Genomic DNA, 23,213 nt, shown 5'->3' on the forward strand with positions numbered 1-23,213 from the left:
AATGTTCCTCGCAAGTCGTGTCGCTAGAGAATGGGGGTGAACAGACGGGCCACCCCGTCGCGCAAGCGGATGGCCAGCGGGCGGGCGCGCAACGCCTTCGCCGATATCTCGCCCGACGCATCACGAGCGGCATCAAAAAGGGATTCCAGCCGCGTAGACAGCGCGGTGTCGTACACCTCCACATTGAACTCGAAGTTGAGGCGCAGGCTGCGCGCATCCCAATTGGCCGAACCCAGGCAGCACCACTGGCCGTCTATCAGCATCAGCTTGCTGTGGTCGAACGGGCCAGGCCGTTCGAAGATGCGTACACCGTGCTCCAGCACCTGCCAGTAGTGGGCGCGCGCGGCCCATTGCACCGTGAGATGGTCGCCGTTTGCGGGCGTCAGCACCTCGACGCGCACGCCGCGCAACGCGGCCGTGCTCAGCGCCGCGATCATCGGCTGATCGGGCACGAAGTAAGGTGTCCAGATGCGCACCGAATGCTTCGCCGCGCTCAAAGCGCCCATGAAGGTCCAGCGCATCCTGTCCAGGGCCTCATCGGGACCGGCCTCGATGCCGCGCGCCCAAGAGGTTCCTTGCTCATCAGCCGTTGCGGGCGGTTCGCCCCAGAAACCCTTGCTGAGCCGCTCGCCCGTGGTATCGCACCAATCATCGGTGAAGCACCGCATCAGATGCGCAACCACCGGCCCGCGCAGACGAAAGTGCAAATCGTGACAGGCCTGCTCCGGCGCATCGGGCCGCCAATACGGGCTGAAGATGTTCATGCCGCCGGTGAAACCCGTCTCGCCATCGATCACCAGCAGCTTGCGGTGATTGCGCAGATGCGCGGCATGCAGGCGCGCGGGAATCAACGTCGGGTTGAACGTCGCCGCCGGAACGCCGGCGCGTTGCAAGGCGCGGTAGGCGCTGCGGGGCCTCCAGCGGGCATAGACGTCGTCGATCAGCACCCGCACTTGCACGCCGCGCTCATGAGCCCGGCGCAGCGCATCGACGAACTGCGCCCCGATGCCTTGGCTGTCGAAGATGTACGAAGCCAGCGCGACGCTGTGCCGCGCCGACTCGATGGCAGCGAGCATGGCCGGGTAGGCCTGCTCGCCATCGACGAGCGGCTCGATGCGGTTGCCGCTGGTCAGCGACTGGCCGGTGGCACGTCCCACCAGGTGCGCCAGGCCGGCAAACGGCGCCGATACGGCCTGGGGCATCGTAGGCGCGAGGTCCTGCCGAACAGCAGGATCTGCCCCCGGAAACAGCCGCCGCGCCCGCCGCTGGTAACGGTTGATGCCGAACAGCCCATACAGCAGCGAACCGCCCAGCGGCAACAGCGCGATCAGCAGCACCCACAGCGTGGCCGATCGAGGGTCACGCTTGTAGATGACCGCGTGCCCCGCTGTGGGGATAGCGACCGCCAGCGACACGAGGGTGGCTGCCCATGTCAGCCCGTTGGGGTCGGACACGACAGCCTCCCCATGACTCAAGATTCGCCGCCCGCTGACTTCTTCTTGCGCGCAGGCTTGCTCGCGTCGCTCGGCGGCGTCTCGGCCACGTTCGCGGCATCGGGCTTCTCAGGCTCGGCCGGCTTCGCGGGTGGCTCCTGGCGCTCGAAGACCACCCGTTCGGCCTTGTCGTCCCAGCGGGCGCTGGCGTGATCGGCCTTGCCGATACCGCCACCCAGCATCTCGCGCGCCAGAGCAGTTTCCAGCTCGCTGCGGATCAGCCGCTTGAGCTCACGCGCGCCGAACTCGGGCTTGTAGCCTTCCTCCGCGAAGTGATCGATCAAGGTCTGATCGAAGGTCAGCGTCACGCCCTGGCTGGCGGCGTTGCGGGCCACACGATCGAGCTGCAGGCCGACGATATGGCGGATCTCCTCCTTGCCCAGCGCATGGAAGACGATGATCTCGTCGATGCGGTTGAGGAACTCGGGGCGGAAGTGTCCGCGCAGCACGTCCATCACCTCGGACTTGGTCTTCTCGTATTCCTCGCCGGCGGCGCCACGGGCCTTCAGCCGACGCTGGATGATGTCCGAGCCCAAGTTCGAGGTGGCGATGATGATGGTATTGGTGAAATCCACCACCCGGCCCTTGCCGTCGGTGAGCCGCCCGTCGTCGAACACCTGCAGCAGGATGTTGTAGACGTCGGGGTGAGCCTTCTCGATCTCGTCCAGCAGCAACACGCTGTAGGGTTTGCGCCGCACCTTCTCGGTGAGCTGGCCACCCTCGTCGTAGCCGACGTAACCCGGAGGCGCCCCCACCAGGCGTGCCACGGTATGGCGTTCCCCGTACTCGGACATGTCGATGCGCAGCAGCGCACCTTCATCGCCATAGATGGACTCGGCCAGCGCCTTGGCGAGCTCGGTCTTGCCCACGCCGGTCGGCCCGAGGAACAGAAAAGTCGCCACCGGCTTGCTGCCTTCGCGCAGGCCCGCGCGCGACAACCGCACGGCATCGGCCACCGCGCGCACTGCTTCGTCCTGGCCCACCAGGCGCTCGTGCAGCCGCTGCTCCAGATGCAGCAGCTTCTCGCGTTCTTCCACCGTCAGCTCGTTGACCGGAATGCCGGTCAGGCGCGAGACGATCTGCGCGACATGCTCGGCCTTGACTTCGGCGCTGCCCGAGGCGCGCTCGCGTTCCCATTCCTCGACGAGCTTCTTGAGTTCAGTCTCCTTGGCCTCGATGCGCTTGCCCAGCTCGGCGGCCTTGTCGTACTGCTTGCGCGAGGCCACATAGTCCTGCTCACGCCGCAGCTGGTGCAGTTCGGACTCCAGCTCTTGCACCGCCACCGGGCGGGCCGTGGCCGACAGCTTCACGCGTGCGGCCGCCTGGTCGAGCAGGTCGATGGCCTTGTCAGGCAAAAAGCGCGCGGTGATGTAGCGGTCCGACAACTCGGCGGCGGCGATGATCGCATCCTCGGTGATGCTGACCTTGTGGTGCGCCTCGAAGGTGTCGCGCAGGCCGCGCAGGATCATCATGGTCTGCGCTATCGTCGGCTCGGGCACCATCACCGGCTGGAAGCGACGCTCCAGCGCGGCGTCCTTCTCGATGTACTTCTGATACTCGTTGAGCGTGGTAGCGCCGATCAGGTTCAGTTCGCCGCGCGCCATCATCGGCTTGAACACGTTGGCCACGTCCAGCCCGCCTTCGCCGCCACCCTGGCCTGCACCGACGATGGTGTGCACCTCGTCGATGAAGAGAATCAGCTCGCCCTGGTGCTCGGACACTTCCTTGAGCACCTTCTGCACGCGCTCCTCGAACTCGCCGCGGTACTTGGCGCCTGCCACCATGGCGTTGATGTTGAGTTCGACCAGACGCTTGTCGCGCAGCGTCTCGGACACTTCGCCGGCGACCATGCGCTGCGCCAGCCCTTCGACGATGGCGGTCTTGCCGACGCCGGGCTCGCCGATCAGCACCGGGTTGTTCTTCTTGCGCCGGGCCAGCACTTCGATGGTCGTCTCGATCTCCTGCGCGCGGCCGATGACCGGATCGAGCTTGCCCTCGCGCGCCATCTTGGTGAGGTCGCGCGAATACTTGTCGAGCTCGGGTGTGTTGGTCGGCGTCTCGGCGCGGCCATCCTCGGCCCCTTTGCCGACCACCTTGCTTACCTGCTGGCGCAGCGCTTGCGGCGTGAGGCCGTAACGGCGCAGCAGGTTGGCCGCCAAACCTTCGCCTTCCTCGGCGAGCCCGATCAGGAAATGCTCCGGCCCGACATAAGAGTGGCCGAGTTCGTTGGAGGCCACGAAAGCACGGCTGAGCGCGTCCTTGACCCGGGGCGACACGCCGATCTCGCCCTCGAACGGCTTATCGCCGCGCTTGGCTTCGGATTCGATCTGGCGCTTAAGGTCATCGACCTTGATCTTGAACTGCCCCAGGATGGTCTTGACCACGTCGCTGTCGGATAGCGCCAGCAGCAGGTGTTCGGTATCGACTTCGGCGCGCCCGAACTCTGCAGCGTGTCGGGCGGCCTCCTGCAATAGGGCCTCGGACTGTTCGCTGATACGGCTGGCGAGCCCACTGCCGCGACGGCGCGCGGTGCCCGTACCGGCCGGGGCGGGTTCGCCGAACGAGGCATCGACGACCTCGTCGGTATCGGCCGCCATGGACGGTGCGTCGTCACCGATGCGGAAGAAGTCGCTGCCAAGGAAGTCTTCGAACAGCCCGCTGCGCGAGCCGAACAAGGCTTCCAGCGGTGAGACGGTGCGCTTTTGCTGGCGCACCAGTTGGCGATAGTGATCGTCACACAACAGCATGGTGCTGTGGCGACCATTGAGATTGGCTTCCACCCGCACCGTGGCGGGCTGGCCGCAGACTTGGCATTGTTTTCTGGCCATGCTGATGCTCCTGTAAAGATTGATCTGACGAGGCACCGCCGATCACGGTGCCTCATCTCTTTGTGGTTTTTGAGAAAAACGCGCTGCCCCGCGTCAGCCGTTGATCGGGATCGAGCGCCCCTGCTGGGGCGTACTGGCCTCGCGCTTTTCCATCGTGATCGTGAGCACGCCGTTCTTGAAAGCGGCCTTGATCGTGTCCTGGTTGGCATCGGCCGGCAGGTTCAGAGCGCGCTGAAAGCTGCCGTAGGAGCGCTCCACCCGATGGAAACCGCCGTCTTTCGTTTCCTGCTCCTGACGCTTTTCACCGCGCACCAGCAGCACGTCGTTATCGAGCGTGATCTGAATGTCCTTTTCCTCGACGCCGGGAACCTCCAAAGAAATCTTGTACTGCTTGTCGGTCTCCTGGATGTCCAGCGCCGGTTTCAGCAGGCCCGGCCACTCCGACGGCCAGCGTGGCATGGCCAGCGTCGGGAAACCGAAGCCTCGAAACGCGTCGTCGAACAGGCGATCGATCTCGCGATGCAATTGCAGGATGGGACTGACGGGCCCACCCGCCACCGGCAGGTCATTGCGCTGCACCGGCAGCGAGACAGTGCTCTGTTGTTCTTCCTGCTCCTTTTTGAACCAGTTCCAGGGAGCCAATTTCTTGAAATCAATGTCCATGTCATACCTCCAGAAATCAATTGAAGACTCACTCAATCCGTTTGCCTGCGGCTATGGATAGCGCGCCCAGGCAACACGGGATGTTTCGCTGACTTCGGCTGCTCATCTGTGCGTATCACCTCCTTCTTTCTGCCTGCTTGGATCTGATCATTGATCCATTGATCGATTTCACTTTGACGAAACCGCCACGTCCCGCCGAGCTTGAAGGCCGGAATTTCCCCGTGCGCGGCGAGCCGGTAAAGCGTCCGCTTGCCGACCTTTAAGTAGGTAGCCAACTCGTCGAGTGTGAAGATCGCCTGCTGGCGCGCTGTCATACCACCCCCACAAGTTCCGTCGTCACGCGGCCTCGCTCGAGGAAATTCTTGCAAGACTTTGCAAGATATTGCGCCTAACATGCCGAAAGTCAAGAGTCTACATCCAGCGACCTGCTGGCCGATTGATGTGACTCAAATCTTCAAGGACGGTATGCCAGGGCGGGCCGGTCCGGCGCAGGGGACGGTGGGTTGATCGGGACCTTGCGGGCGCCGCCCACGGCCGCAGATCAAACACCGATCCTCACGTTGTAACCGAGCGCCCGCAGCCCCTTGCTCGTCCGCATGTTCCTTGGTGGATACTCGTCTGGGCGCGCCCAGCCGACAATTTCCCCGAGGCTGCTCAGACCAATGTGTGGAATTGCCCAGTCGTCGCTGCGGATCGCGTTCCAGAGCCGGGCTGAAACACTTCCGTTGCCCCAGACGACGTAGTTCAACAGCTCAAGCACCGTCCGCCCTTCGCGAGATCGCTGCCGCCAGAGCCACTCGCCGAACTTTTCCACCTTGTCGTCGCCGGCCTGCGGTCGGTCGGGCAAGCCTAAGTGCTCGTTTTCCTGCTTGATGGCGTGGTCTCGGATCGCGTGCACCCGGGAAACGGCATCCACGAACTCCTGCTCGGTCAATTTGAGAATGCGATCGCGTGCCAGCAGCTCACGCAGCCGGGGCGACCACTCGTAAATGGTGCGTTCTTCAAACGAGTGGTCGAAGTCGGCGTCATGCCACCACTCCAGCGCGTCGCGCAGCGCCAGCTCAGGGTTCTTCGAGTTCCTGTCGAAGAACTCCTCGTAAGGATGACGGTTTCCATCCTTGACCTGCTTGTAGTAATAGGCGTGCAGGAACTGATCCGCTTGAACGCCGGGGGCCACCGACGCATCAATCCAGCCCGGTTTGGCGCCGGGCGCCGAAACCCTGGATGCGATCGATCGCATCACCTGCAGCGTGTCGTTCCAATCCTGCTCGAACTTCTGGAAGCGCTTCTCAGACGATCGCTTCGTGTCGACAAACACCAGACCGTGGTTCTTCGGCAGCAAGCGGTCCTTGTCGAACTGCTGCTCAAGTCCGTATTCGCGCTTCGACAACTCAGACCGCCGGTCCGCCAAGCGCAGCTGCTCCTGGTAGATCTCCTTGGTCAGAGGCCGGGCACGGTCATCCACTTCCTCAAAGAAGCGCTGCAGCTCACGCTCCATACCCGTTTCGACGAGTTCGTCGTGGGGCAGAAAGGTGCCCGCTTCGATGTTCGATATCCAGGCCCGGTCAGACAGGTTGGCAGACCCGATGTAGGCACCGGCATCCACCCACCAGATGATCTTGGCGTGCAGGATGTCGGGCACGAGCTTGCAGTCGTAGTTCGGGCTGGCCTTGTCGAGAAACCACTTCAACACGGCGGGATCGACAGCCACCGTGTGGTCGTAGCGGCCAAAGAACTCCAGGGGCTTCAGGTGCTGCGCGCAGGCCTCGAACAACTTCATGTTGTCGCGGCTGGCGTAAGCGACGGCCGCGCGAACGCGCGTGCAGGATTCAATCACCTCGCCCAGCAGGTTTTGTAGCAGTTGTTTGTTGAGCGGGCCGGCGATGAAGCGCATTGCAGCAGATCCTTTTGTTATTGCATCGTCATCGGGCATGACCGCTCGGTTTGCGGGAGAGCCGCTCAACGGATGCGCCATCTGCATCGCCTATCTGGCGTTGCTCGATCGTGCGCCAACCCGGGACATGTGCACTCATCAGCGCCTTGAACATCCTCCCGTGGTTCGCGTAACGCAGATGAAGCAGTTCATGAACGATGACGTAATCCTGGAAAGGCTCATCCTGGTCGAGCAAGTCAGTGGCCAAGGTGACGGTTCCCGCCGATGAACAGGAACCCCACTTCCTGCGCATCTCCTGCACCCGAACCACGCGGGGATTCACCTTCAACTTGACCGCCCAGGCCAGTGCGCGGCGTCGCAAGTCCTGCGCCGGGTACAGGGACGATTTCATTCGCCACCCTCCGTGAGCAGCAAACGCACAACGAGATCGACGACCCGTGCCCGCTCGTCCTGCGCCAGCGCGAGGAGGGGCTTGTAGAGCGACGCACGGAGCCGTCGCTGCTCGTCGGCGTTGACCGAGGCATTCGGGAAACGCCCGAGCAACTCTTCGGCATCCTTGGCCAGTGTCATGGGGTCGATGCCCGCTGCCTTGACGGCCGCATCCTCACGCAGTACCCAGGCGACTGCAAAGGCACGAGCAGACAGGCCGCTGTCGCGCGCCGCCTTCATGGCCGCTTCCTTCTCGGCAGCCAACGCCGCCAGTTGGTCCATCGCCGCCAGACCGGTCGTCTTGCGCTCTTCCAGATCCTTCAGGATGCGCTCGGCACGATCTTTCAGCGGTTGCAGCACCGGTGCTGCGGCAGGGTCCTCGTCAATCTCGTGCTGCAGACCGCGCACAAGGTTGAACACTTTGCCCTCATCGGTCCCATCCTCACTGCGCAATGACTTCAGGGTCGCCACATCAAAGGTCACGGTCTTGGTCAATCGTCCAAGACCATGTTGCTCGGCGCTTTCCTCGATCAGACGCCGCGTCTTGTAGGCCAGGTCAGCCACGAACCCGACTTTTTCGGCGTAAGCATTGCGCACGGCCGCATATAGCTGACTGAGCTGCTTGTAGGTCGCGATGTGGTCACGCAGCGCCGGGTCGGGCGAGAGGATCTCCCACAGCGCCTCGACCTCCTTGTAGCTCTCGAAGAAGGTCTTACGCGCCTCGGGCGTCAGGAAGCGTCCGAACACCAGGCGCTCCAGCCGCTCGTCGGGGGTGCCGCCGGCGTCTGACTCCAGGTAGTCCTTCTTGGCCTGCTCGATGCGTTGCAGGAAGTCCTGCAGCAGCACGTCGAGGTCCTCAATCACGCCGCTGACGTCGCTGGAATCGAACTGCAGCGCCTTTTTTAGCTCGCGCAGCACACCGACAAAGTCGACCACCAAGCCGACGCGCTTCTGCACACCGTTCGCGTCTACATAAGGCCGGTTCACCCGTGCAATCGACTGCAGCAGGACATGGTCGCGCATCGGCTTGTCGAGGTACAAGCAGTAAAGCGGCGGCGCGTCGTAGCCCGTGAGTAGCTTGTCAGTGACGATCAGGATCTTCGGGTTCTCGGTGGGCTTCTTGAACAGCAAGCGCACCTGCTCTTCGGCGTCGTCTGAGAGCTGCAACTCGGCCACCAGCGGCCGATCCACCACATCGGCGGAGTTCTCGGTGTAGACCGGCGCGCTCCACTCGGGTGGCAGATGCTTGTCCAGCGCCTTCTTGTACTTGGCACAGGCCTCGCGGTTCACCGCCACCACGAAGGCCTTGTAGCCCAAGGGCAGCACGTTCTCCTTGAAGTGCTCGGCGATGAAGGCCGAAACCTTCTCGATCCGGTCGTCGGCCGTGAGGAAGGTGCGCAGGCCGACCGCGCGGTCGAGCACCTTGTTCAGTTCCTCGACATCGGTCACGCCCTCGCTCTCGGCCAGCGCGAAGAACTCCTTGTCCAGCCGTTCGGCCGGCACCGTCATCTCGCTCGGCGCCATCACGTGCTTGATGGGCAGCGTGGTCTCGTCGGCGATGCTCTCGGCGATGGAGTACTTGTCCAGGTAGCCCAGCTCATCCTGCGTGCCGAAGATCTTGAAGGTGCCTTCGCCCTGCGAAGTGCGCGCGATGGGCGTACCGGTGAAACCGATGATCGTGGCCTTTGGCACGGCGGCCATCAGGTAGGTGCCGAGATCCTTGGCCACCGACCGGTGCGCCTCGTCGATGAACACGTAAACGTTGTCGCGCAGGCAGCTGTCTTTGCGGATAGCCTCGAACTTGTGGATCATCGAGATGATCAGGCCACGGAAGTCGGCATCCAGCAGGGACTGCAGTTTGGCCTTGTTGTTGGCCCTCTCGACCGCGATGTCCTGCTGCTGCATCTCGCCCAGCAGGCGCTCCACCCAGCCTTTCAACTGGCCTTCCAGTTCGGTGCGGTCCACCACCAGGATCACGGTCGCATTGGCGTAACGCGCCTTGTCCTCAAGGATCTGACGCGCCGCCGTCAGCAGCGTGAAGGTCTTGCCCGATCCCTGGGTGTGCCACACCAAGCCGCGTGTCTTGGCCGGGTCGGCGCAGCGGTCCAGGATGGCGTCGATGGCGCGCCGCTGGTGCTGGCGCAGCACAGACTTGCGTGTCTCGCCATCCTGCACGTAGAACAAGATCCAGTGCTGCAGCGTGCGCAGGAAGTCGGTCGGCTCGAAGAAGGCTTGCACCGCAAAGCGGTAGGTTTCCTCCGGCGCCTGTTTCCAGCGCGCCATGTCGCGCCGGTTGGCGTTCCAGGTCACGCCGTACCAGTAATCGAGCAGGTGCGTCACGTTGAACAGCTGGGTCGTCGCCAGCAGCTCCGGCGTTTCCAGCTCGTAGCGGCGCAATTGCTTGATCGCGCGTTCGATGGCGTCGCCGTCCTTCGGGTTCTTGTGCTCGACGATGACCACCGGCACGCCGTTGACGACGAACATCACGTCGGCCCGGTTGCCCTTGCGCGCGGGCGGCTTGATCTTCCACTCCCAGGTCACATGGAAGACGTTATCCACCACGTGCTCGAAGTCGATCACCGTCACTGGTCGATGGCGCTTCTCGGTCTCGTCGTACCACTGGCGTTCGCCGCGCAGCCAGGCCAGCAGCTCGCGGTTACCCTCGATGGTGGCCGGCAGCGCGTCCAGGGTTTCCACCACCGAGCGCACTGCGTCAGCGGACATCCAGGGGTTGAACGCGGCAAGCTTGGCTTCCAGCACGTCGCGGAAGAAGGTGCCCGCCTCGCCGCCGCGCTTAGTGCGTGCGTCCTCCGGCGTAATCGACGTCCAGCCGATCTCCACCGCGTGCTTGACCATCGGGAACTGCACTGTGCCCGCTTCGCTGATCTTGAGCGTACTCATGCCGTGGCCTCCTCGTGTTGCGTCGAGGCCGGGGACAGCGCCGACAGATCCAGATCCGATACGGCTATCTCGCCAGTCATCAGTTTGCGCAGCAGAGATTCGAAGAGTTCCTCCAAGACTTCACGCTTCGCCCGGTGCAGGTCAATCTTGCGGTCGATAGCGTCGAGGATGGTGACGATTTCGTCTTGCTCGTCCTTCGACTGTGGATACACCACAGGCAAGTCACGGACGATTTCGAGATTGAGGTTCTGCTGCTGTCCACCGTGGGCGAGAGAGCGAATGGCCTCATAGCGCCAAGTGAGGAAGTGGTACAGATAGCGCGGCAACACGGCATCGTCTTTCGGCGTGATGGCTGCGCAGGCTTGATTGCAGGTCGCCTCAATACCCAGGATCGCGACCTTACCTCGAGTGATGCCTTGTCCGTACATCGCCATCAGCAACGTGCCAGCGGGTAGCATCTTGGCGGCCGAGCTTTCAAGGCCAAGTGGTGTGATGTGTTCTTCGGTTTCGGTGATGACGCAGTAGTCCACTTCCGTGGTCTTGGCCCAGGGAATCGTGCCGCCCGACCAGAACGCAGGATTGCCACGCGACGGCGTGCCGCCGGAAACGACTGCGTGATGCGCGCCAATCGGGGCAAGCTCCCAACTCTCCGGCACCAGCCCGATCTCGGTTTCCTTCTGCGCCTCGCCGCGCAGGCCACGCGTGAACAGTTCACGCATGGCGGCACGTTTGAGTTCCTGCAGATTACCGAGCAGCGTCGTCTGCTGCTGCAGCGCCAATTCCGCCTTGTGAAGAACGCCAGCCACAGACTGCTGTTCGTTCGCGTTCACTGGATAGGACAATTCCTTTTCCTTGAGGACAGTGAAGTGCCGGTTATAGCCACGTGCGGGCAGGTCAATGGCACGGCAGGCATAGAAGAAGAACAACGGATCGATGCTCGCCTTGGGCCGCAGCAGTTGCGTGCCGTCTGCGCCACGAGCGAAGGGGCGGTCCACGAACTTAAAAGCGCGCGTGTGATCGCCAAAAACGATCAACGGGAGCGGTGAATCGATCACGGCACTTTCGTCATCCGTCCAGCCGGCAATCTGCTCCTGCCCTTGATCGATTACCGGAAAGCGACCGGCCGGCTTGTAGTCGCGCGTCTGGATCTTTGTTCTACCCGCAGTCGACACCGGAACCAGGCAATCCGCTACGGAAGCGGTATCCCACAGCTGGCTCATCACATGTTCTCCGTTTTCGCCAGCGGGCGAAGCAGTCTCAGGAGATCGGCAGTAAGGGCCGTTTCCTGCGCGTTGAGTCCTTCAAGGGCTTGAATCAGTTGCGGCACCGATCCTACTTCCGCGCCGTCGTTCTGCCCAACCCAACGGCTCGGACTCAGGTTGTAATCGGCTTCCTCTGCCTGTTGCCGTGTGATAACAGCGAGCTCGCCCTCGACCGGCTCCCCCTTGACGTAAATTGCGGCGAGTGGCCGCAGGTCTTCCTCGGGCAGGTAGTTCTTGGGCCGGCCCTTCTTGAAGCGGCGACTGGCGTTGAGCAGGACGATCTTGCCCTTGCGCGCGGCGGGCTTGCGCCTGGAGAGCACGACGATGACGCCGGCGGCGGTGGTGTTGTAGAAGAGGTTCTCCGGCAGCAGGATCACGCCGTCGATCAAATCCTGCTCGACGAACCATTTGCGGATGGTGCGTTCCTTGTCCTCGTTCTTGGAGCCGGAACCGCGCGTGACGGCACCGGTGTCCAGCACCACCGCGGCGCGCCCGTGGTCGTTCATGCAGGCCAGCGTATGCTGCAGCCAGGCCCAGTCTCCCTTGCCGCTGGTGATGCCACCCGCTGTGCGGAAGCGGTCGAACGGATCGTTGGCGAACAGGTCCGCCGCGAACGGCTGATTCCACATGGGGTTGGCCACCACGATGTCGTGCCCGCGAATCTTGCCGCTGGCCTCGCGAAACTTGGGGTTGATCATGGTGTCGCCGCGCGCCAGCTCCACCTCCATGTCGTGGATGATGGCGTTCATCTGCGCCACGGCGTAACTCTCGGCCTGTAGCTCCTGGCCCGAAAGCTTGAGCGGCACGCGGCTGGTGGGGTCGAGTTCGCGGGCGACGAGCTGGAGCTTGATCAGCAGCCCCGCCGAGCCGCAGGCGTAGTCGTGGCAGGTCTCACCGGGCTTGGGCCGCAGGATGTGCGCCATCAAGAAGCCGACCTCAGTCGGCGTGAAGAACTCGCCCGCACTCTGGCCGGAGCCTTCGGCGAACTTGCGCAGCAGGTATTCGTAGGCGCGGCCAAGGAAGTCGGGCTGCACGTCGGCGAGGCCGAGGCGATAGCGCGGGTCAGAGAAGGTTTCGACCACGCCGCGCAGCTTGGCCGGGTTGATGTCCCGCTCGCCGTTGCGCTCGGCGGCGAAATCCACCACGTCGATCACGCCGGAGAGCGTCGGGTTCTGCTTGACCACGGCGCGCACTGCTTTGGTCAGGTGCTCGCCGATGTCCCGGGGCGCGGTCGGACGACCACGGTCATCGAGCGGCCAGTCGAACGATTCACGCCCGCTGATCACCGCCCAACGGGCCTCCGGTGGAAGGTAGAAACGCAGCAGCGAGTGGTCCGACTCGGCAATCTCCAGGGCGGTGGCTCGGTCGCCATACTCCTCGGCCAGCCGCTCGATCTCGTCGTCAAAAACGTCGGACAACCGCTTAAGGAAGAGCAGCGGCAGCAGGTAATCCTTGAACTTGGCCGCATCCTTTTCGCCCCGGATCGAGCAGGCGGCGTCCCAGAGCATCTGCTCCATCGGCTTGGTGGTGGGCGCAACCGCCACCCGCCCAGTGCGACGCCGGGTCACCTGAGCAGCTGCTTCAGCAGGCCGGGGGCTTTCAGCACCCTCGACCCCGGCCTCTCGCGCCAGCGCGAGGATGGTCTCCTGCGCGGCACGCTGGGGCTTATTACCGCCGCCTTCCCATCGGTTGACCGTGGCAAAGGAGACACCCAGGCGCTCGGCGAGCTGCTCCTGAGTCAGGTTGAGGGCCGCACGGGTGGCGCGGAGTATCGCTGGAAAATCGTTTTGTTTTGTCATGTCTGCTATGTTTGTTATATTCTGCTTACTTGTCAAGCAGAATTTGGCGATGGGGTGCACCACCGCCTCCGGAATAGGAGATCAGGCATGAGCGGGAACCGATGGGACACGGCTGGCGTGCCTCACAAGGGGTGGACGTGCGTTGACGTCGTCGACTTGCGAGCCGATGGCGGTCCGGCAGACGAAACCGATTACGCCACCTGCCAGATGTGCGGCAACGAGAAGATCCGCTACGTCCACATCATGGAGCATCCGGATCTGGACGAGCACTTCGACGTCGGGTGTGTCTGCGCCGGGAAGATGAGCGACGACTACGAGGGACCGAGGCGCCGCGAGGCAAGGCTGCGTAACCGGGCGGCGCGCCGGACCCGCTGGCTGCAGCGCAAGTGGCGGGTCTCCGCCAAGGGGAACAGCTTCCTCAACCTCGAAGGCTACAACCTGGTGGTCTATCCGACGAAGACGAAGCGCTGGGGCTTCAAGATCGGGGACCGATTCGGTCCGAGGACATACCCGACAGCCAACGAAGCCAAGCTGGCGCTGTTCGATGACTTCTGGGCGGCGACCCAGGATGATGACCGACTGTGGTCATCTGACTGATCTGCGGACGCGGGTTCAATTCCGCAAACGGGAATCGAACTGGCGTCCTGCACGATGCACTTGTCTGGTGACCCCGGCCGGGCAGAACTGGTAGGATTGTTGGCAGTTGGGGCTGGATTCCGCACCTTTCCGCAGGAGTTCGCAGCGGTTCTAAGGCGCTGAGTTACACAGGTTTGGCGCAGGGTTCCATCCCACCCAGACCCCGCAGGAGTTCGAATCTTTCCGCATGAACCCGCAGGAACCCTCACCAGCCCGCACGGCCTGATGCTAGGGCGTTGATTTTCAACAAATCGCTCGATCGATCCGCGCTTGCGGACTGCGGACTTCCAATGGGCCAGAAATCTGGCTCGTCCAGACGGCTCTCGGGACCGACACGTTGCAAACAGTCGGTACTTCTCGATAACTACCCGACGAATCGGAACATCTCAGCTCGCCCTAATGTTGCCCCTGCTTGCTGACGCAGCTTGGAAGTTCTGGCTGCAATATCGCCCCCCCAATCGCTGTGGAAGGTAGCTCCCTGGGCAAGTGCAATTGGAGGGGGACGCTGCGTAGGGCCGTGTGACCCCATCCTGCAGCATGACCTGATTGGGTCAAGGTCGAGTTGTCATGCAGGCAGTTTGGCTGCAAGCAGTTCGACCTTCTCGATATTGGGCGGAGAACTGAGCAAGGTCGCTGCGTTGGCGATCAAGGCCGCGGCGATCTGGCCGTTCAGATGTGCCTGGCGACCTGCCTCATCGGCAAAGGCATCGAACACACCAAACGTCGAAGGGCCAAACTTCAATGCGAACCAGGCAGTGGTGCCGGACTCGGCGTTGGCGAGCGGCAGTGCGCTGGCCAGGAAGTCGGCAAGCGCAGCCTCCTGGCCGGGTTTAGCTTCGAGGCGAACAAACAGGGCGAGCTTGGTCATGCTGTATTCCTTTGGGTAAATGGAAAAGTGGGTGAAGGGATCGAAGAGACTGCAGTCTAAGTCTTCATGACAGACATCTCTATAGGCAATAATGACAACATTGATATCATTATTGCCATGAAACTCCACCTCCTTGTTTGTGATGGCGTGTTTGATCTGGGGCTTGCGGCGCTCACTGACACAGTGGGCTTAGCCAATGCGATGGCGGGCTCGCTGCCACAGACTCCCGCGCACATAGAGCTCACGCTGGTGGGCGTGCGGCGTTGCATCCGAACTGCGCAAGGCTTGACGGTCCCCGTGGTCCCTGCGCATGGTGTGCCCGAACCAGACGTCGTGCTCGTGCCCGCGTTTGGAGACAAGATGCCTGACACGCTCTCGGCTCGTCTCACACGCCCCGATGTGCTCGACGCGGTCGCGGCGCTACAGCAGTGGTCCACCGCTGGCGCGCACCTTGGTGCCGCTTGCTCCGGTAGTTTCTTGCTTGCAGAGAGTGGCCTGCTTGATGGGCATCGTGCGACGACGTCATGGTGGCTGGGGCCGATGTTTCGGCAGCGCTATCCGAACGTCAAGCTGGACGAATCACGCATGATCGTGAACTCGACACGCTTCACCACCGCGGGTGCCGCTTTGGCCCACGTCGACCTGGCCTTGCGCATCATCCGGGGGCGCAGTCCAGCGCTGGCGGCCCTGGTGGCACGCTATCTGCTGGTCGAGGCACGCAGTTCGCAAGCCGAGTTCGTGATTCCCGACCACCTTGCACATGCCGACCCGATGGTGGAGCGCTTCGAGTGCTGGGCCAGAAGTCAGCTCGCGAAGGGGTTCTCGCTGGCCGAGGCGGCCAGCGCCGTGGGCACAAGCGAGCGCACCTTGGCGCGGCGGCTGCAAAGCGTTTTGGGCAAGACACCGCTGTCGTATTTCCAGGACCTGCGCGTGGAGCATGCCGTGCATCTCTTGCGCACCGGAAACGCGAGCGTCGACCAAGTCGCCGCACAGGTCGGGTACTCGGATGGGGTGACCCTGCGGGCCCTGTTGCGCCGCAAGCTGGGCCGGGGTGTCAGGGAGTTGCGACGCGGTGGATGACCAGAAGCGTTTGGTGTATGTACGGCTGGAGACCGCCGGGAAACTGACGCAGGCCAAACGGCGCATTTGGACCTGACAAAACTACTGCCCGCCACGGCGCGCAAGCTCCAGTTTGACCCCGGACAAAGTTTTGCTGGCAATGTCGTGGTTGAGCAAATCAATACCTTGATTGAGCAACGCTGTGCACTGACGATTCGGCGGCTCACCGACCCCGCCGCCGACAATGACGCAGCCGCCGAGCCCACCGTTTGAACTACCGTGCGGACACGGGTTCGATTCAGGGTTTGGGAATTGAACCGACATCCCATCGCAGACGAGTTTGATGCCCGTTTCCGGCGACTGAATCGCCCAGATGGCCGGCGGTGCCGCCGACGTTGCAAATCGTCGGTACTTGTCGATATCTACCGACGAATCGGAACATTTCTCAGCTGACACTGACCTGGGCCACCACGGTCTTGGTCGAGGTCGCCAGGCACGACTCCTCGTATGCCTCAATGTCGGCCTGCCGGTAGAGCACGCGCCCGCAGAGCTTCAGAAACTTGGGGCCGATCCCCGCGCTGCGCCAGCGCTCAAGGGTGGCCTCACTGATACTCCAGCGGGCAGCGAGTTGTTTTTGATTGAGGTGAGCGACTTCCATCTTGGTCTCCGTCCGAACGAGTTGGCAGGAGTCCATGAAGGCGCTGTTCCGGCCGCGAGCCAAGGCAATTCCAGGAAGTGCCGCTACTCGGGCAGATCATTCAGCTCGTAGCTGGTGCTACGCCCGCCGGCATCCGATTTGCGCAGCACGCCCCGCGTCAGCAGATCGTTGATGTCGCGCAGTGCCGTGTCCGGCGAGCATTTGGCGATGGCCGCCCACTTGCTGCTGGTGAGCTTGCCCTCGAAACCATCGAGCAGCTTGCTCAGCAATTTCACCTGCCGCTCGTTCAACGGGGTCGTCGCCCAGCGCTGCCAGAACCGCGCTTTCGTCAGGACAGCGTCCAGCGTGTGCTGGGCCTGGTCGACGGCGCGATGAAGCGTGTCGAGGAACCAGGCAAGCCACTCGGTGACATCCATCGACCGCTTCTGCGTCCTCTCCAGGATGTCGTAGTAAGCCTTGCGTTCGCGCTGGATCTGCGCCGACAAACTGTAGAAGCGTTGCGGGCTGCCATCGGCACGCGCCAGCATCAGATCGCCAATGGCCCGGGCGATACGGCCATTGCCATCATCGAATGGATGCAGAGTGACGAACCACAGATGGCCAAGGCCTGCCTTGAGCAGTGGCGGTTCGTTTGATGTGCCATTCAGCCAGTCGAGGAAGCGGCTGGTTTCGGTCTCGAGGCGATCGGCCGGCGGTGCTTCGAAATGCACCCGCTGGCGGCCGATGGGTCCGGACACCACCTGCATCGGGCCGGTGGCATCGTCGCGCCAGCCGCCGACGTTGATCTTGGAGAGCCCAGAATAGCCGGTAGGAAACAGTGCGGCATGCCAGCCGAACAGACGCTCACGCGACACCAGTGCCTGGCAGTTGGCGGTGGCATCAAGCACCATCTCGACCACGCCTTCGACATGCCGATCGACCGGAGCGAGCGCGCCGATGTCAACGCCCAACCTGCGGGCGATGGACGAGCGCACGGATTCAACGTTGAGCTGCTCGCCTTCGATCTCGCTGGTCTTGACTACGTCCTCGGTGAGCGCCGCGAGACTCGCTTGGTCACGCAAGGCCATGCCGACGTCAGCCAGACGCCCCATCAAGAGCCCTTGGGCACGACTGACCTCAGCCATGGGCTCGGCCAGCGCCGCCAGGTCGAAGCGCCAGTTTGGCCAGTCACTGGCCTGCCAGATGTATTTGTATTCGCCGCTATTCATGCGGAGATTATGGGCTGCAATCTCCGCTCGCGCAAGTCAATCGCCGCGCATTGTGCGGTGAATTTGGTCACCATTCGCCGCATGACGGATCGCCTTGCCCCAGGAATGGGTGTAAATGGGTGTGTTATTGGCTGTGGCAACGGACGCGGGTTCAGTTCCCGTTTCGAGAATTGAACTGGCCACGGAAAGCAGACGAGGTTGAGGCCGTATTCCGACTACCAATCAGTCCGAAAAACCTGCTTGATCGTCCACTGCCGAAGGGCGTACCGACTGGCTTTTCGATCGAGTTCGCACTGGTTCGCAGCAACCCGCAGCGCTTCGATTCCGTACTTTCAATAGTCGTTTGATACGGGGTACCATCCCACCACCAGTATTCCACCCGACGACATCCGGCAGATGTCCTCAAACCCGCGACGGCGTCAGCTGCGCGGGTTTTTGTTTGCCCGGCCGCGGCCGATTCGACGCGCGCACCGGAACTCAAGCCGTGTCGGAGACGGCGTTCCCCTCTGCCAGTCAGCGTTTGCGCCGGACCGATGGCATGATCGCGGCAGCGCGTCCCAATTCCTTTTCTGCCGAATCCAACCGATGACCGCCTTCCAACCCGTCCCCCTGCAATACGCCAGCCGTCTGATCAACCATGGCCCGACGGTGCTGATCACCAGCAGCGACGGCGCCCGCCGCAACGTGATGGCCGCCGCCTGGTCGATGCCGGTCGAGTTCACGCCGCCGCGCATTGCGATCGTGATCGACAAACGCACCTTCACGCGCGAGCTGGTCGCGGCCAGCGGCAGCTTTGGCATCTGCATTCCGGGCGCCGCTGCGATCGACATGACGTACGCCGTAGGCAGCGCCACGGGCCGCGACGTCGACAAGTTCGCGCAGTTCGGCATCGCGGCCATCACCGGCCCTGAGCTCGGTCTGCCGCTGATCGAAGCGGGCTGCAGCGCGTGGATGGAGTGCCGGCTGATTCCGGAGGCGCATACCGAGGATGCCTACGACACCTGCTTCGGCGAGGTCGTGGCCGCGGCCGCGGATCCGCGCGTGTTCGCCAATGGCCGGTGGAAGTTCGATGCGGGCAACGAGGCCCTGCACACGATCCATCATCTGGGCGGCGGCAATTTCGTGCGTTCGTCCTCGACGATCGTCGCCAAGCCGATCGGTTGATCCAAACCCTGCGCCCAACCCAAGCTCGATCGTGATCACCGCGAAGCCGATCGGCTGATCCAAAGATCAGCCCCTGGCCTGAGCCGAACGCGACTTCGATCGTTCAGCGCTTTCTACCCGCCCGCAACGGCTGCAACGGCCGCAACGACACTGCCGCCGCCTGCCGCACCGCGCGCGTGACGGCGTCGAGCGCCGGCGAGCGCAGCCGCCATCGGTGCCAGTACAAGGGCACGTCCAGATGCCGGCGCGGCGCAAATTCGGCGAGCGTCCCGTGCGCCAGCGGCTCGCGCACGAAGGGCTCGGGCATCATGCCCCAGCCGAGCCCGCGCTGGGCAAACGCGACGAAGCCGGCGGTCGAGGGCACGTAGTGAATCGGCGGCATCGGCTGCTCGGCATCGGGCCCGATCAGCAGCGCGATAAAGCGCGCCTGCAGCGCATCCTTGCGATTGAAGGCCAGCATCGGCGTGCGCGACAGGCTGGAGGCGTTGACGCCCTTGGCAAACGCCTGCGCGATCAACTGCGGCGAGGCCACGGCGAGATAACGCATGATGCCGAGCGGTTCGACCGTGCAGCCCTGCACCGGCTCGGCGCTGGCGCTGACCGCCGCCATCACCACGCCTTCGCGCAACAGCGTCGCCGAATGGTCCTGGTCCTCGACGCGCAGATCGAAGACCATCGCCGGCTCGGCCGGCAAGGCGTCGAAGCTGGCGGGAAACCAGCTGTCGAGCGAATCGGCGTTGACGGCCAGCGGCACCCGCAGCGGCACCCCGCCCGTGCCTCGCAGGCCGTTGCCGTCGACATCGCCAAGTTCGGCCAGCGTTTCCGCTTCGAGCAGCGCCAGTTGCTCGGTGTAGCGCGCCAGCGTGCGGCCGGCCGCGGTCGGCTGGCAGGGGCTGCCTCGTTGCAGCAGCACCTGGCCGAGCCGCTCCTCGAGCTGGCGCATCCGTTGGCTGATCGCCGATGGTGTGACATGCAGGCGCCGCGCAGCGGCCTCGAAGCTTCCCTCCTGCAGCACGGCGGCAAAGGCGGCCAATTGGCCGTTGTCGATCTTCATCATTAGCGTTTCTAATCCAGGACAAGGAAGTTTAGTTTTTCTTTTGACCGTGGCAAAGCTAGGCTGACGACCTTCCCACTCGTGCCCGCTCCCCCGATGAAGATCGACATGCCGTTGATGGCCGGCTTCCTCTCCAGCCTGGCGCTGATCATTCCGATCGGCGCGCAGAACGCCTTCGTGCTGCGGCTCGGCATCCGTCGCCAGCACCGTCTGCCGGTAGCGCTGCTGTGCGCGATGTCGGATGCGCTGCTGATCGGCGTCGGCATCGCCGGCCTCGGGGCGCTGCTGCACGCGCATCCTGGCTGGCTGACGCTGACGCGCTATGGCGGCGCGGCCTTCCTGGCGGTCTATGGCCTGATGGCCGCGCGCCGCGCGCTCGATGCCGGCAAGGTCGAGCTGCAGGCCGCGGCGCCGTTGCCGCTGGCGACGGCGCTGGCAACCTGCCTCGCCTTCACCTTCCTGAACCCGCACGTCTATCTCGATACCGTGGTGCTGCTCGGCGCGCTGGCCAGCCAGCATGGCCGCGATGGCCGCTGGATCTTCGGCATCGGCGCCGCGCTGGCCAGCCTGTCGTGGTTTCTCGCGCTCGCCTATGGCGCCGGACTGCTGGCGCCGCTGTTCCGCCGCCCACTGGCATGGCGCTGTCTCGACGGCGCGATCGCGGCGGTGATGATCGGTCTGGCCGTGACGCTGGTACTGGGCTAAGCAGGACGCTCGCGCGGCTTCAATGCGGCCGAATTCTGCATTGCACAAATTTGTGCGATGTAACACGGAACTGAGTTTTGCCGCGGCCGGACGAAGAGTTGTTCCGCCGTACGGCACCGCGATCGCGATGCACTGATGCAGTGCGCTAGCGGATTCCGCACTGACGCCGCGCCTGGTTGCCAGCGCTGGCGCCGTGCACGCGGCCGCGGCGGCCGTCCCGTTCCAACCGTCCGCCAGCAAGGAGCCACCATGGAAGTCGCCAAACGCCTGATGCTCGAGAACCGCGCCTGGGCCACCGAAGTGTTGTCACGCGATCCCGAACGCTTCAAGCGCCTGGCCGTGCGCCAGGCGCCGGACGTGCTGTGGATCGGCTGTTCGGACAGCCGCGTGCCCGCGGAGCTGATCACCAATGCCGAGCCGGGCGATCTGTTCGTGCACCGGAACATCGCCAACCTGGTGTGCGAGGACGACCCCAACCTGATGAGCGTGCTGCAGTACGCGCTGGAAGTGCTGCGCGTCGGCAACGTCATCGTCTGTGGGCATCAGGGCTGCGGCGGCGTACGCGCGTCGCTGGCGCGCGTTCCGGAGCTGCCGCATGTCGATGCGCGGCTGGACGAGATCCGGCAGGTCTATCGCGCGCATTGCGCCGAGCTCGACCGTCTCGATGGCGACGACGCCCGCACCGCGCGCCTGGTCGAACTCAATGCGATCGCGCAGGTACGCAAGCTGGCCGAGATGCCGCTGGTCCGCAATGTGTGGGACAGCGGCCGCGCGCTGCGCCTGCATGCATGGATCTACTCGCTGGAAACAGGTCTGCTCGAGGAGCGGCTGTGCCTGGACGGCACGGAAGCGGCAGCGGACCTGGAACCGCTGGCCGCCTGACCCCATCGACCTGGACCACTGGAAGCCTCCACCCAATGAACTCGGCGCCCCCTACCTCAACCGTTTCCATCCCCTCCTCGCGCGACGCCTATCTGCGCCACCTCGGCCGCGATATCCCGGCCGGCGTGGTGGTGTTCCTCGTTGCGCTGCCGCTGTGCCTCGGCATCGCGCTGGCCTCCGGCGCACCGTTGCTGTCCGGCCTGCTGGCCGGCGTGATCGGCGGCGTGGTGGTCGCCATGCTGAGCGGCTCGCAGCTGAGCGTCAGCGGTCCCGCGGCCGGCCTCGTCGTGATCGTCGTCGGCGCGATCGCGACGCTCGGCAGCTTTTCGGCCTTCCTGGTCGCCGTGATGCTGGCCGGCGTGCTGCAGATCGTCTTCGCATGGCTGCGCGCCGGCGATATCGCGGCGCTGGTGCCGTCCGCGGTGATCAAGGGCATGCTGGCCGCGATCGGCCTGCTGCTGATCATCAAGCAATTGCCGGTCGCGCTGGGCCTGCCTCCGTCCGCGCCGCTGGACAGCCGGCTGGTCGACGAGGCCGGCCTGGCCGAGGCCGCACAGCAGGCGCTCGGCATGGTGTCCGGCAGCAATCTGACGGTGGCCGCGGTGGCACTGGCAATCCTGGTGCTCTGGGATACCGATTTCATCCGGCAACGCCGGGCGCTGCGCGCGCTGCCCGCGCCGCTGCTGGCGGTGCTGTGGGGCGTGCTGTACCAGCGCTTCGCGATGCATGCGAGCCCCGATGCCGCGCTGGCGCCCGATCATCTGGTGCAGCTGCCGGCCATCGACGGCCCGGCTTCGCTGCTGGCCGAACTGGCGCGCCCGGACTTCTCGGCGCTGGGCAATCCGGATCTCTATGTGGTCGCACTGACGCTGGCGATCGTCGCGAGCCTGGAAACGCTGTTGAGTCTGGAGGCGGTCGACAAGCTCGATCCGATGCGCCGCGTGGCGCCGCCCAACCGCGAGCTGTACGCGCAGGGCGTCGGCAATATCGTGGCGGGCCTGCTTGGCGCGCTGCCGCTGACCGCGGTGATCGTGCGCAGCTCGGCCAATATCAGCGCGGGCGGACGCACCAAGGTGTCGGCGGTCGTGCATGGCGTGCTGCTGCTGGCGAGCGTGCTGTTCCTATCGGATCTGCTGCGCTGGATTCCGCTGGCGGCGCTGTCGGCCATCCTGCTGCACGTGGGCTACAAGCTGGCCAAGCCCGCGCTGTTCGTCGAGGCCTGGCGCAAGGGCCCCGCGCAGGCGCTGCCGTTCGTCGTCACGATCGCGGCGATCCTGGCCACCGACCTGCTGTTCGGCATCGCCATCGGCATGGCGGTGGGGATTGCCTTCACGCTGCGCCATCACGCGCAAAGCGCGATCTCGCTGACGCGCTACGAGGACTGCTATCTGCTACGGCTGCACAAGGACGTGTCGTTCTTCCACAAGGCGCAGCTGCGGCGCCATCTGGCGAAGGTCGAAGCGGGCGGCAAGCTGATCATCGATGCCACCCGTTGCGAGCGCATCGACCACGATATCGAGGAAACGCTGACCGACTTCCAGCGCGCCGCGCGGGTGGCGGGCATCGATGTCACGCTGCGCACGCCGGGGCCGGCGTCGCGCGTGCCGAGGGCATTGGCCGCCGCCGGGTCGTAGCGGCCGCCCGCGTTGCGACGCGGGCGGCGAGCGGGCGGGCGGCCGGTCAGTCAACCACCGGCAAATCAACCGGCGA

Annotated in this window: 20 protein-coding genes; 7 read left to right on the top strand and 13 right to left on the bottom strand. The window is 64.0% G+C overall.

Annotated features, from left to right (window positions below; all coding sequences use genetic code 11):
• Positions 1-23: 23 nt before the first annotated feature.
• The 9 genes from cls to F7Q96_RS03950 form a co-directional block, all read right to left on the bottom strand.
• Positions 24-1,454, bottom strand: a complete 1,431-nt coding sequence (gene cls / locus F7Q96_RS03910; RefSeq protein WP_034050559.1) for a cardiolipin synthase — start codon at positions 1,452-1,454, stop codon at positions 24-26.
• Between the two features lie 17 nt (positions 1,455-1,471).
• The gene (clpK, locus tag F7Q96_RS03915) at positions 1,472-4,321 is read right to left on the bottom strand and encodes a heat shock survival AAA family ATPase ClpK (protein ID WP_053821287.1); all 2,850 of its coding nucleotides are present in this window, start codon (positions 4,319-4,321) and stop codon (positions 1,472-1,474) included.
• Between the two features lie 93 nt (positions 4,322-4,414).
• Complete coding sequence (locus tag F7Q96_RS03920) at positions 4,415-4,984, bottom strand: Hsp20/alpha crystallin family protein (protein WP_053821286.1); 570 nt, start codon at positions 4,982-4,984, stop codon at positions 4,415-4,417.
• Positions 4,985-5,016: 32 nt separating this feature from the next.
• Positions 5,017-5,298: a helix-turn-helix transcriptional regulator gene (locus F7Q96_RS03925; protein ID WP_011479394.1), complete on the bottom strand. Its 282-nt coding sequence runs from the start codon at positions 5,296-5,298 to the stop codon at positions 5,017-5,019.
• 227 nt (positions 5,299-5,525) lie between these two features.
• Positions 5,526-6,878 carry a phospholipase D family protein gene (locus F7Q96_RS27560; protein ID WP_150084177.1) on the bottom strand — a complete coding sequence of 451 codons (1,353 nt, stop codon included), beginning with the start codon at positions 6,876-6,878 and terminating at the stop codon, positions 5,526-5,528.
• A 28-nt stretch (positions 6,879-6,906) separates the two neighbouring features.
• On the bottom strand, positions 6,907-7,269 hold the full coding sequence (locus F7Q96_RS03935; RefSeq protein WP_011479396.1) for a M48 metallopeptidase family protein: 363 nt from the start codon (positions 7,267-7,269) through the stop codon (positions 6,907-6,909).
• Positions 7,266-10,208 carry a type I restriction endonuclease subunit R gene (locus tag F7Q96_RS03940; protein ID WP_151022152.1) on the bottom strand — a complete coding sequence of 981 codons (2,943 nt, stop codon included), beginning with the start codon at positions 10,206-10,208 and terminating at the stop codon, positions 7,266-7,268. Before F7Q96_RS03940 ends, F7Q96_RS03935 begins: the two co-directional genes overlap by 4 nt.
• Positions 10,205-11,428, bottom strand: coding sequence for a restriction endonuclease subunit S (locus F7Q96_RS03945; protein WP_151022154.1), 1,224 nt, complete (start codon positions 11,426-11,428; stop codon positions 10,205-10,207). Before F7Q96_RS03945 ends, F7Q96_RS03940 begins: the two co-directional genes overlap by 4 nt.
• A complete protein-coding gene (locus tag F7Q96_RS03950) occupies positions 11,428-13,269 on the bottom strand; it encodes an N-6 DNA methylase (RefSeq protein ID WP_151022156.1) in 1,842 nt (613 codons plus the stop codon). The genes F7Q96_RS03945 and F7Q96_RS03950 overlap by 1 nt, the downstream gene beginning before the upstream one ends.
• 87 nt (positions 13,270-13,356) lie before the next feature.
• On the opposite strand from F7Q96_RS03950, the gene F7Q96_RS03955 reads away from it, so the two are divergent.
• Positions 13,357-13,866, top strand: coding sequence for a hypothetical protein (locus tag F7Q96_RS03955; protein ID WP_011479400.1), 510 nt, complete (start codon positions 13,357-13,359; stop codon positions 13,864-13,866).
• Positions 13,867-14,470: 604 nt separating this feature from the next.
• Here F7Q96_RS03955 and F7Q96_RS03960 read toward each other — a convergent pair.
• A complete protein-coding gene (locus F7Q96_RS03960; protein ID WP_003291558.1) occupies positions 14,471-14,773 on the bottom strand; it encodes a putative quinol monooxygenase in 303 nt (100 codons plus the stop codon).
• 66 nt (positions 14,774-14,839) lie between these two features.
• Between F7Q96_RS03960 and F7Q96_RS03965 the strand changes: the two genes are divergently transcribed.
• Positions 14,840-15,853 (top strand): GlxA family transcriptional regulator, encoded by a 1,014-nt coding sequence (locus F7Q96_RS03965; RefSeq protein WP_150084180.1) that lies wholly within the window; start codon positions 14,840-14,842, stop codon positions 15,851-15,853.
• Positions 15,854-15,919: 66 nt separating this feature from the next.
• Complete coding sequence (locus F7Q96_RS03970; RefSeq protein ID WP_037031229.1) at positions 15,920-16,105, top strand: hypothetical protein; 186 nt, start codon at positions 15,920-15,922, stop codon at positions 16,103-16,105.
• A 172-nt stretch (positions 16,106-16,277) separates the two neighbouring features.
• Here F7Q96_RS03970 and F7Q96_RS03975 read toward each other — a convergent pair whose 3' ends face one another.
• Positions 16,278-16,490 carry a helix-turn-helix transcriptional regulator gene (locus tag F7Q96_RS03975; protein ID WP_041357364.1) on the bottom strand — a complete coding sequence of 71 codons (213 nt, stop codon included), beginning with the start codon at positions 16,488-16,490 and terminating at the stop codon, positions 16,278-16,280.
• A gap of 83 nt (positions 16,491-16,573) precedes the next feature.
• Positions 16,574-17,698: a Fic family protein gene (locus tag F7Q96_RS03980; protein WP_150084181.1), complete on the bottom strand. Its 1,125-nt coding sequence runs from the start codon at positions 17,696-17,698 to the stop codon at positions 16,574-16,576.
• Between the two features lie 585 nt (positions 17,699-18,283).
• Here F7Q96_RS03980 and F7Q96_RS03985 point away from each other — a divergent pair.
• Positions 18,284-18,862: a flavin reductase family protein gene (locus F7Q96_RS03985; RefSeq protein ID WP_053821283.1), complete on the top strand. Its 579-nt coding sequence runs from the start codon at positions 18,284-18,286 to the stop codon at positions 18,860-18,862.
• Between the two features lie 103 nt (positions 18,863-18,965).
• On the opposite strand, the gene F7Q96_RS03990 is transcribed toward F7Q96_RS03985, so the two are convergent.
• On the bottom strand, positions 18,966-19,919 hold the full coding sequence (locus F7Q96_RS03990; RefSeq protein WP_315904135.1) for a LysR family transcriptional regulator ArgP: 954 nt from the start codon (positions 19,917-19,919) through the stop codon (positions 18,966-18,968).
• A 93-nt stretch (positions 19,920-20,012) separates the two neighbouring features.
• Here F7Q96_RS03990 and F7Q96_RS03995 point away from each other — a divergent pair, with 93 nt between their 5' ends.
• From F7Q96_RS03995 to F7Q96_RS04005, 3 genes are all read left to right on the top strand, one after another.
• Positions 20,013-20,621 (top strand): LysE/ArgO family amino acid transporter, encoded by a 609-nt coding sequence (locus F7Q96_RS03995; RefSeq protein ID WP_082371408.1) that lies wholly within the window; start codon positions 20,013-20,015, stop codon positions 20,619-20,621.
• 249 nt (positions 20,622-20,870) lie between these two features.
• Positions 20,871-21,503, top strand: coding sequence for a carbonic anhydrase (locus F7Q96_RS04000; RefSeq protein WP_053821282.1), 633 nt, complete (start codon positions 20,871-20,873; stop codon positions 21,501-21,503).
• Between the two features lie 35 nt (positions 21,504-21,538).
• The gene (locus F7Q96_RS04005) at positions 21,539-23,137 is read left to right on the top strand and encodes a SulP family inorganic anion transporter (protein ID WP_151022158.1); all 1,599 of its coding nucleotides are present in this window, start codon (positions 21,539-21,541) and stop codon (positions 23,135-23,137) included.
• The last annotated feature ends 76 nt before the right edge of the window (positions 23,138-23,213 follow it).

The organism is Cupriavidus gilardii (assembly GCF_008801915.1).
GTDB lineage: Bacteria > Pseudomonadota > Gammaproteobacteria > Burkholderiales > Burkholderiaceae > Cupriavidus > Cupriavidus gilardii.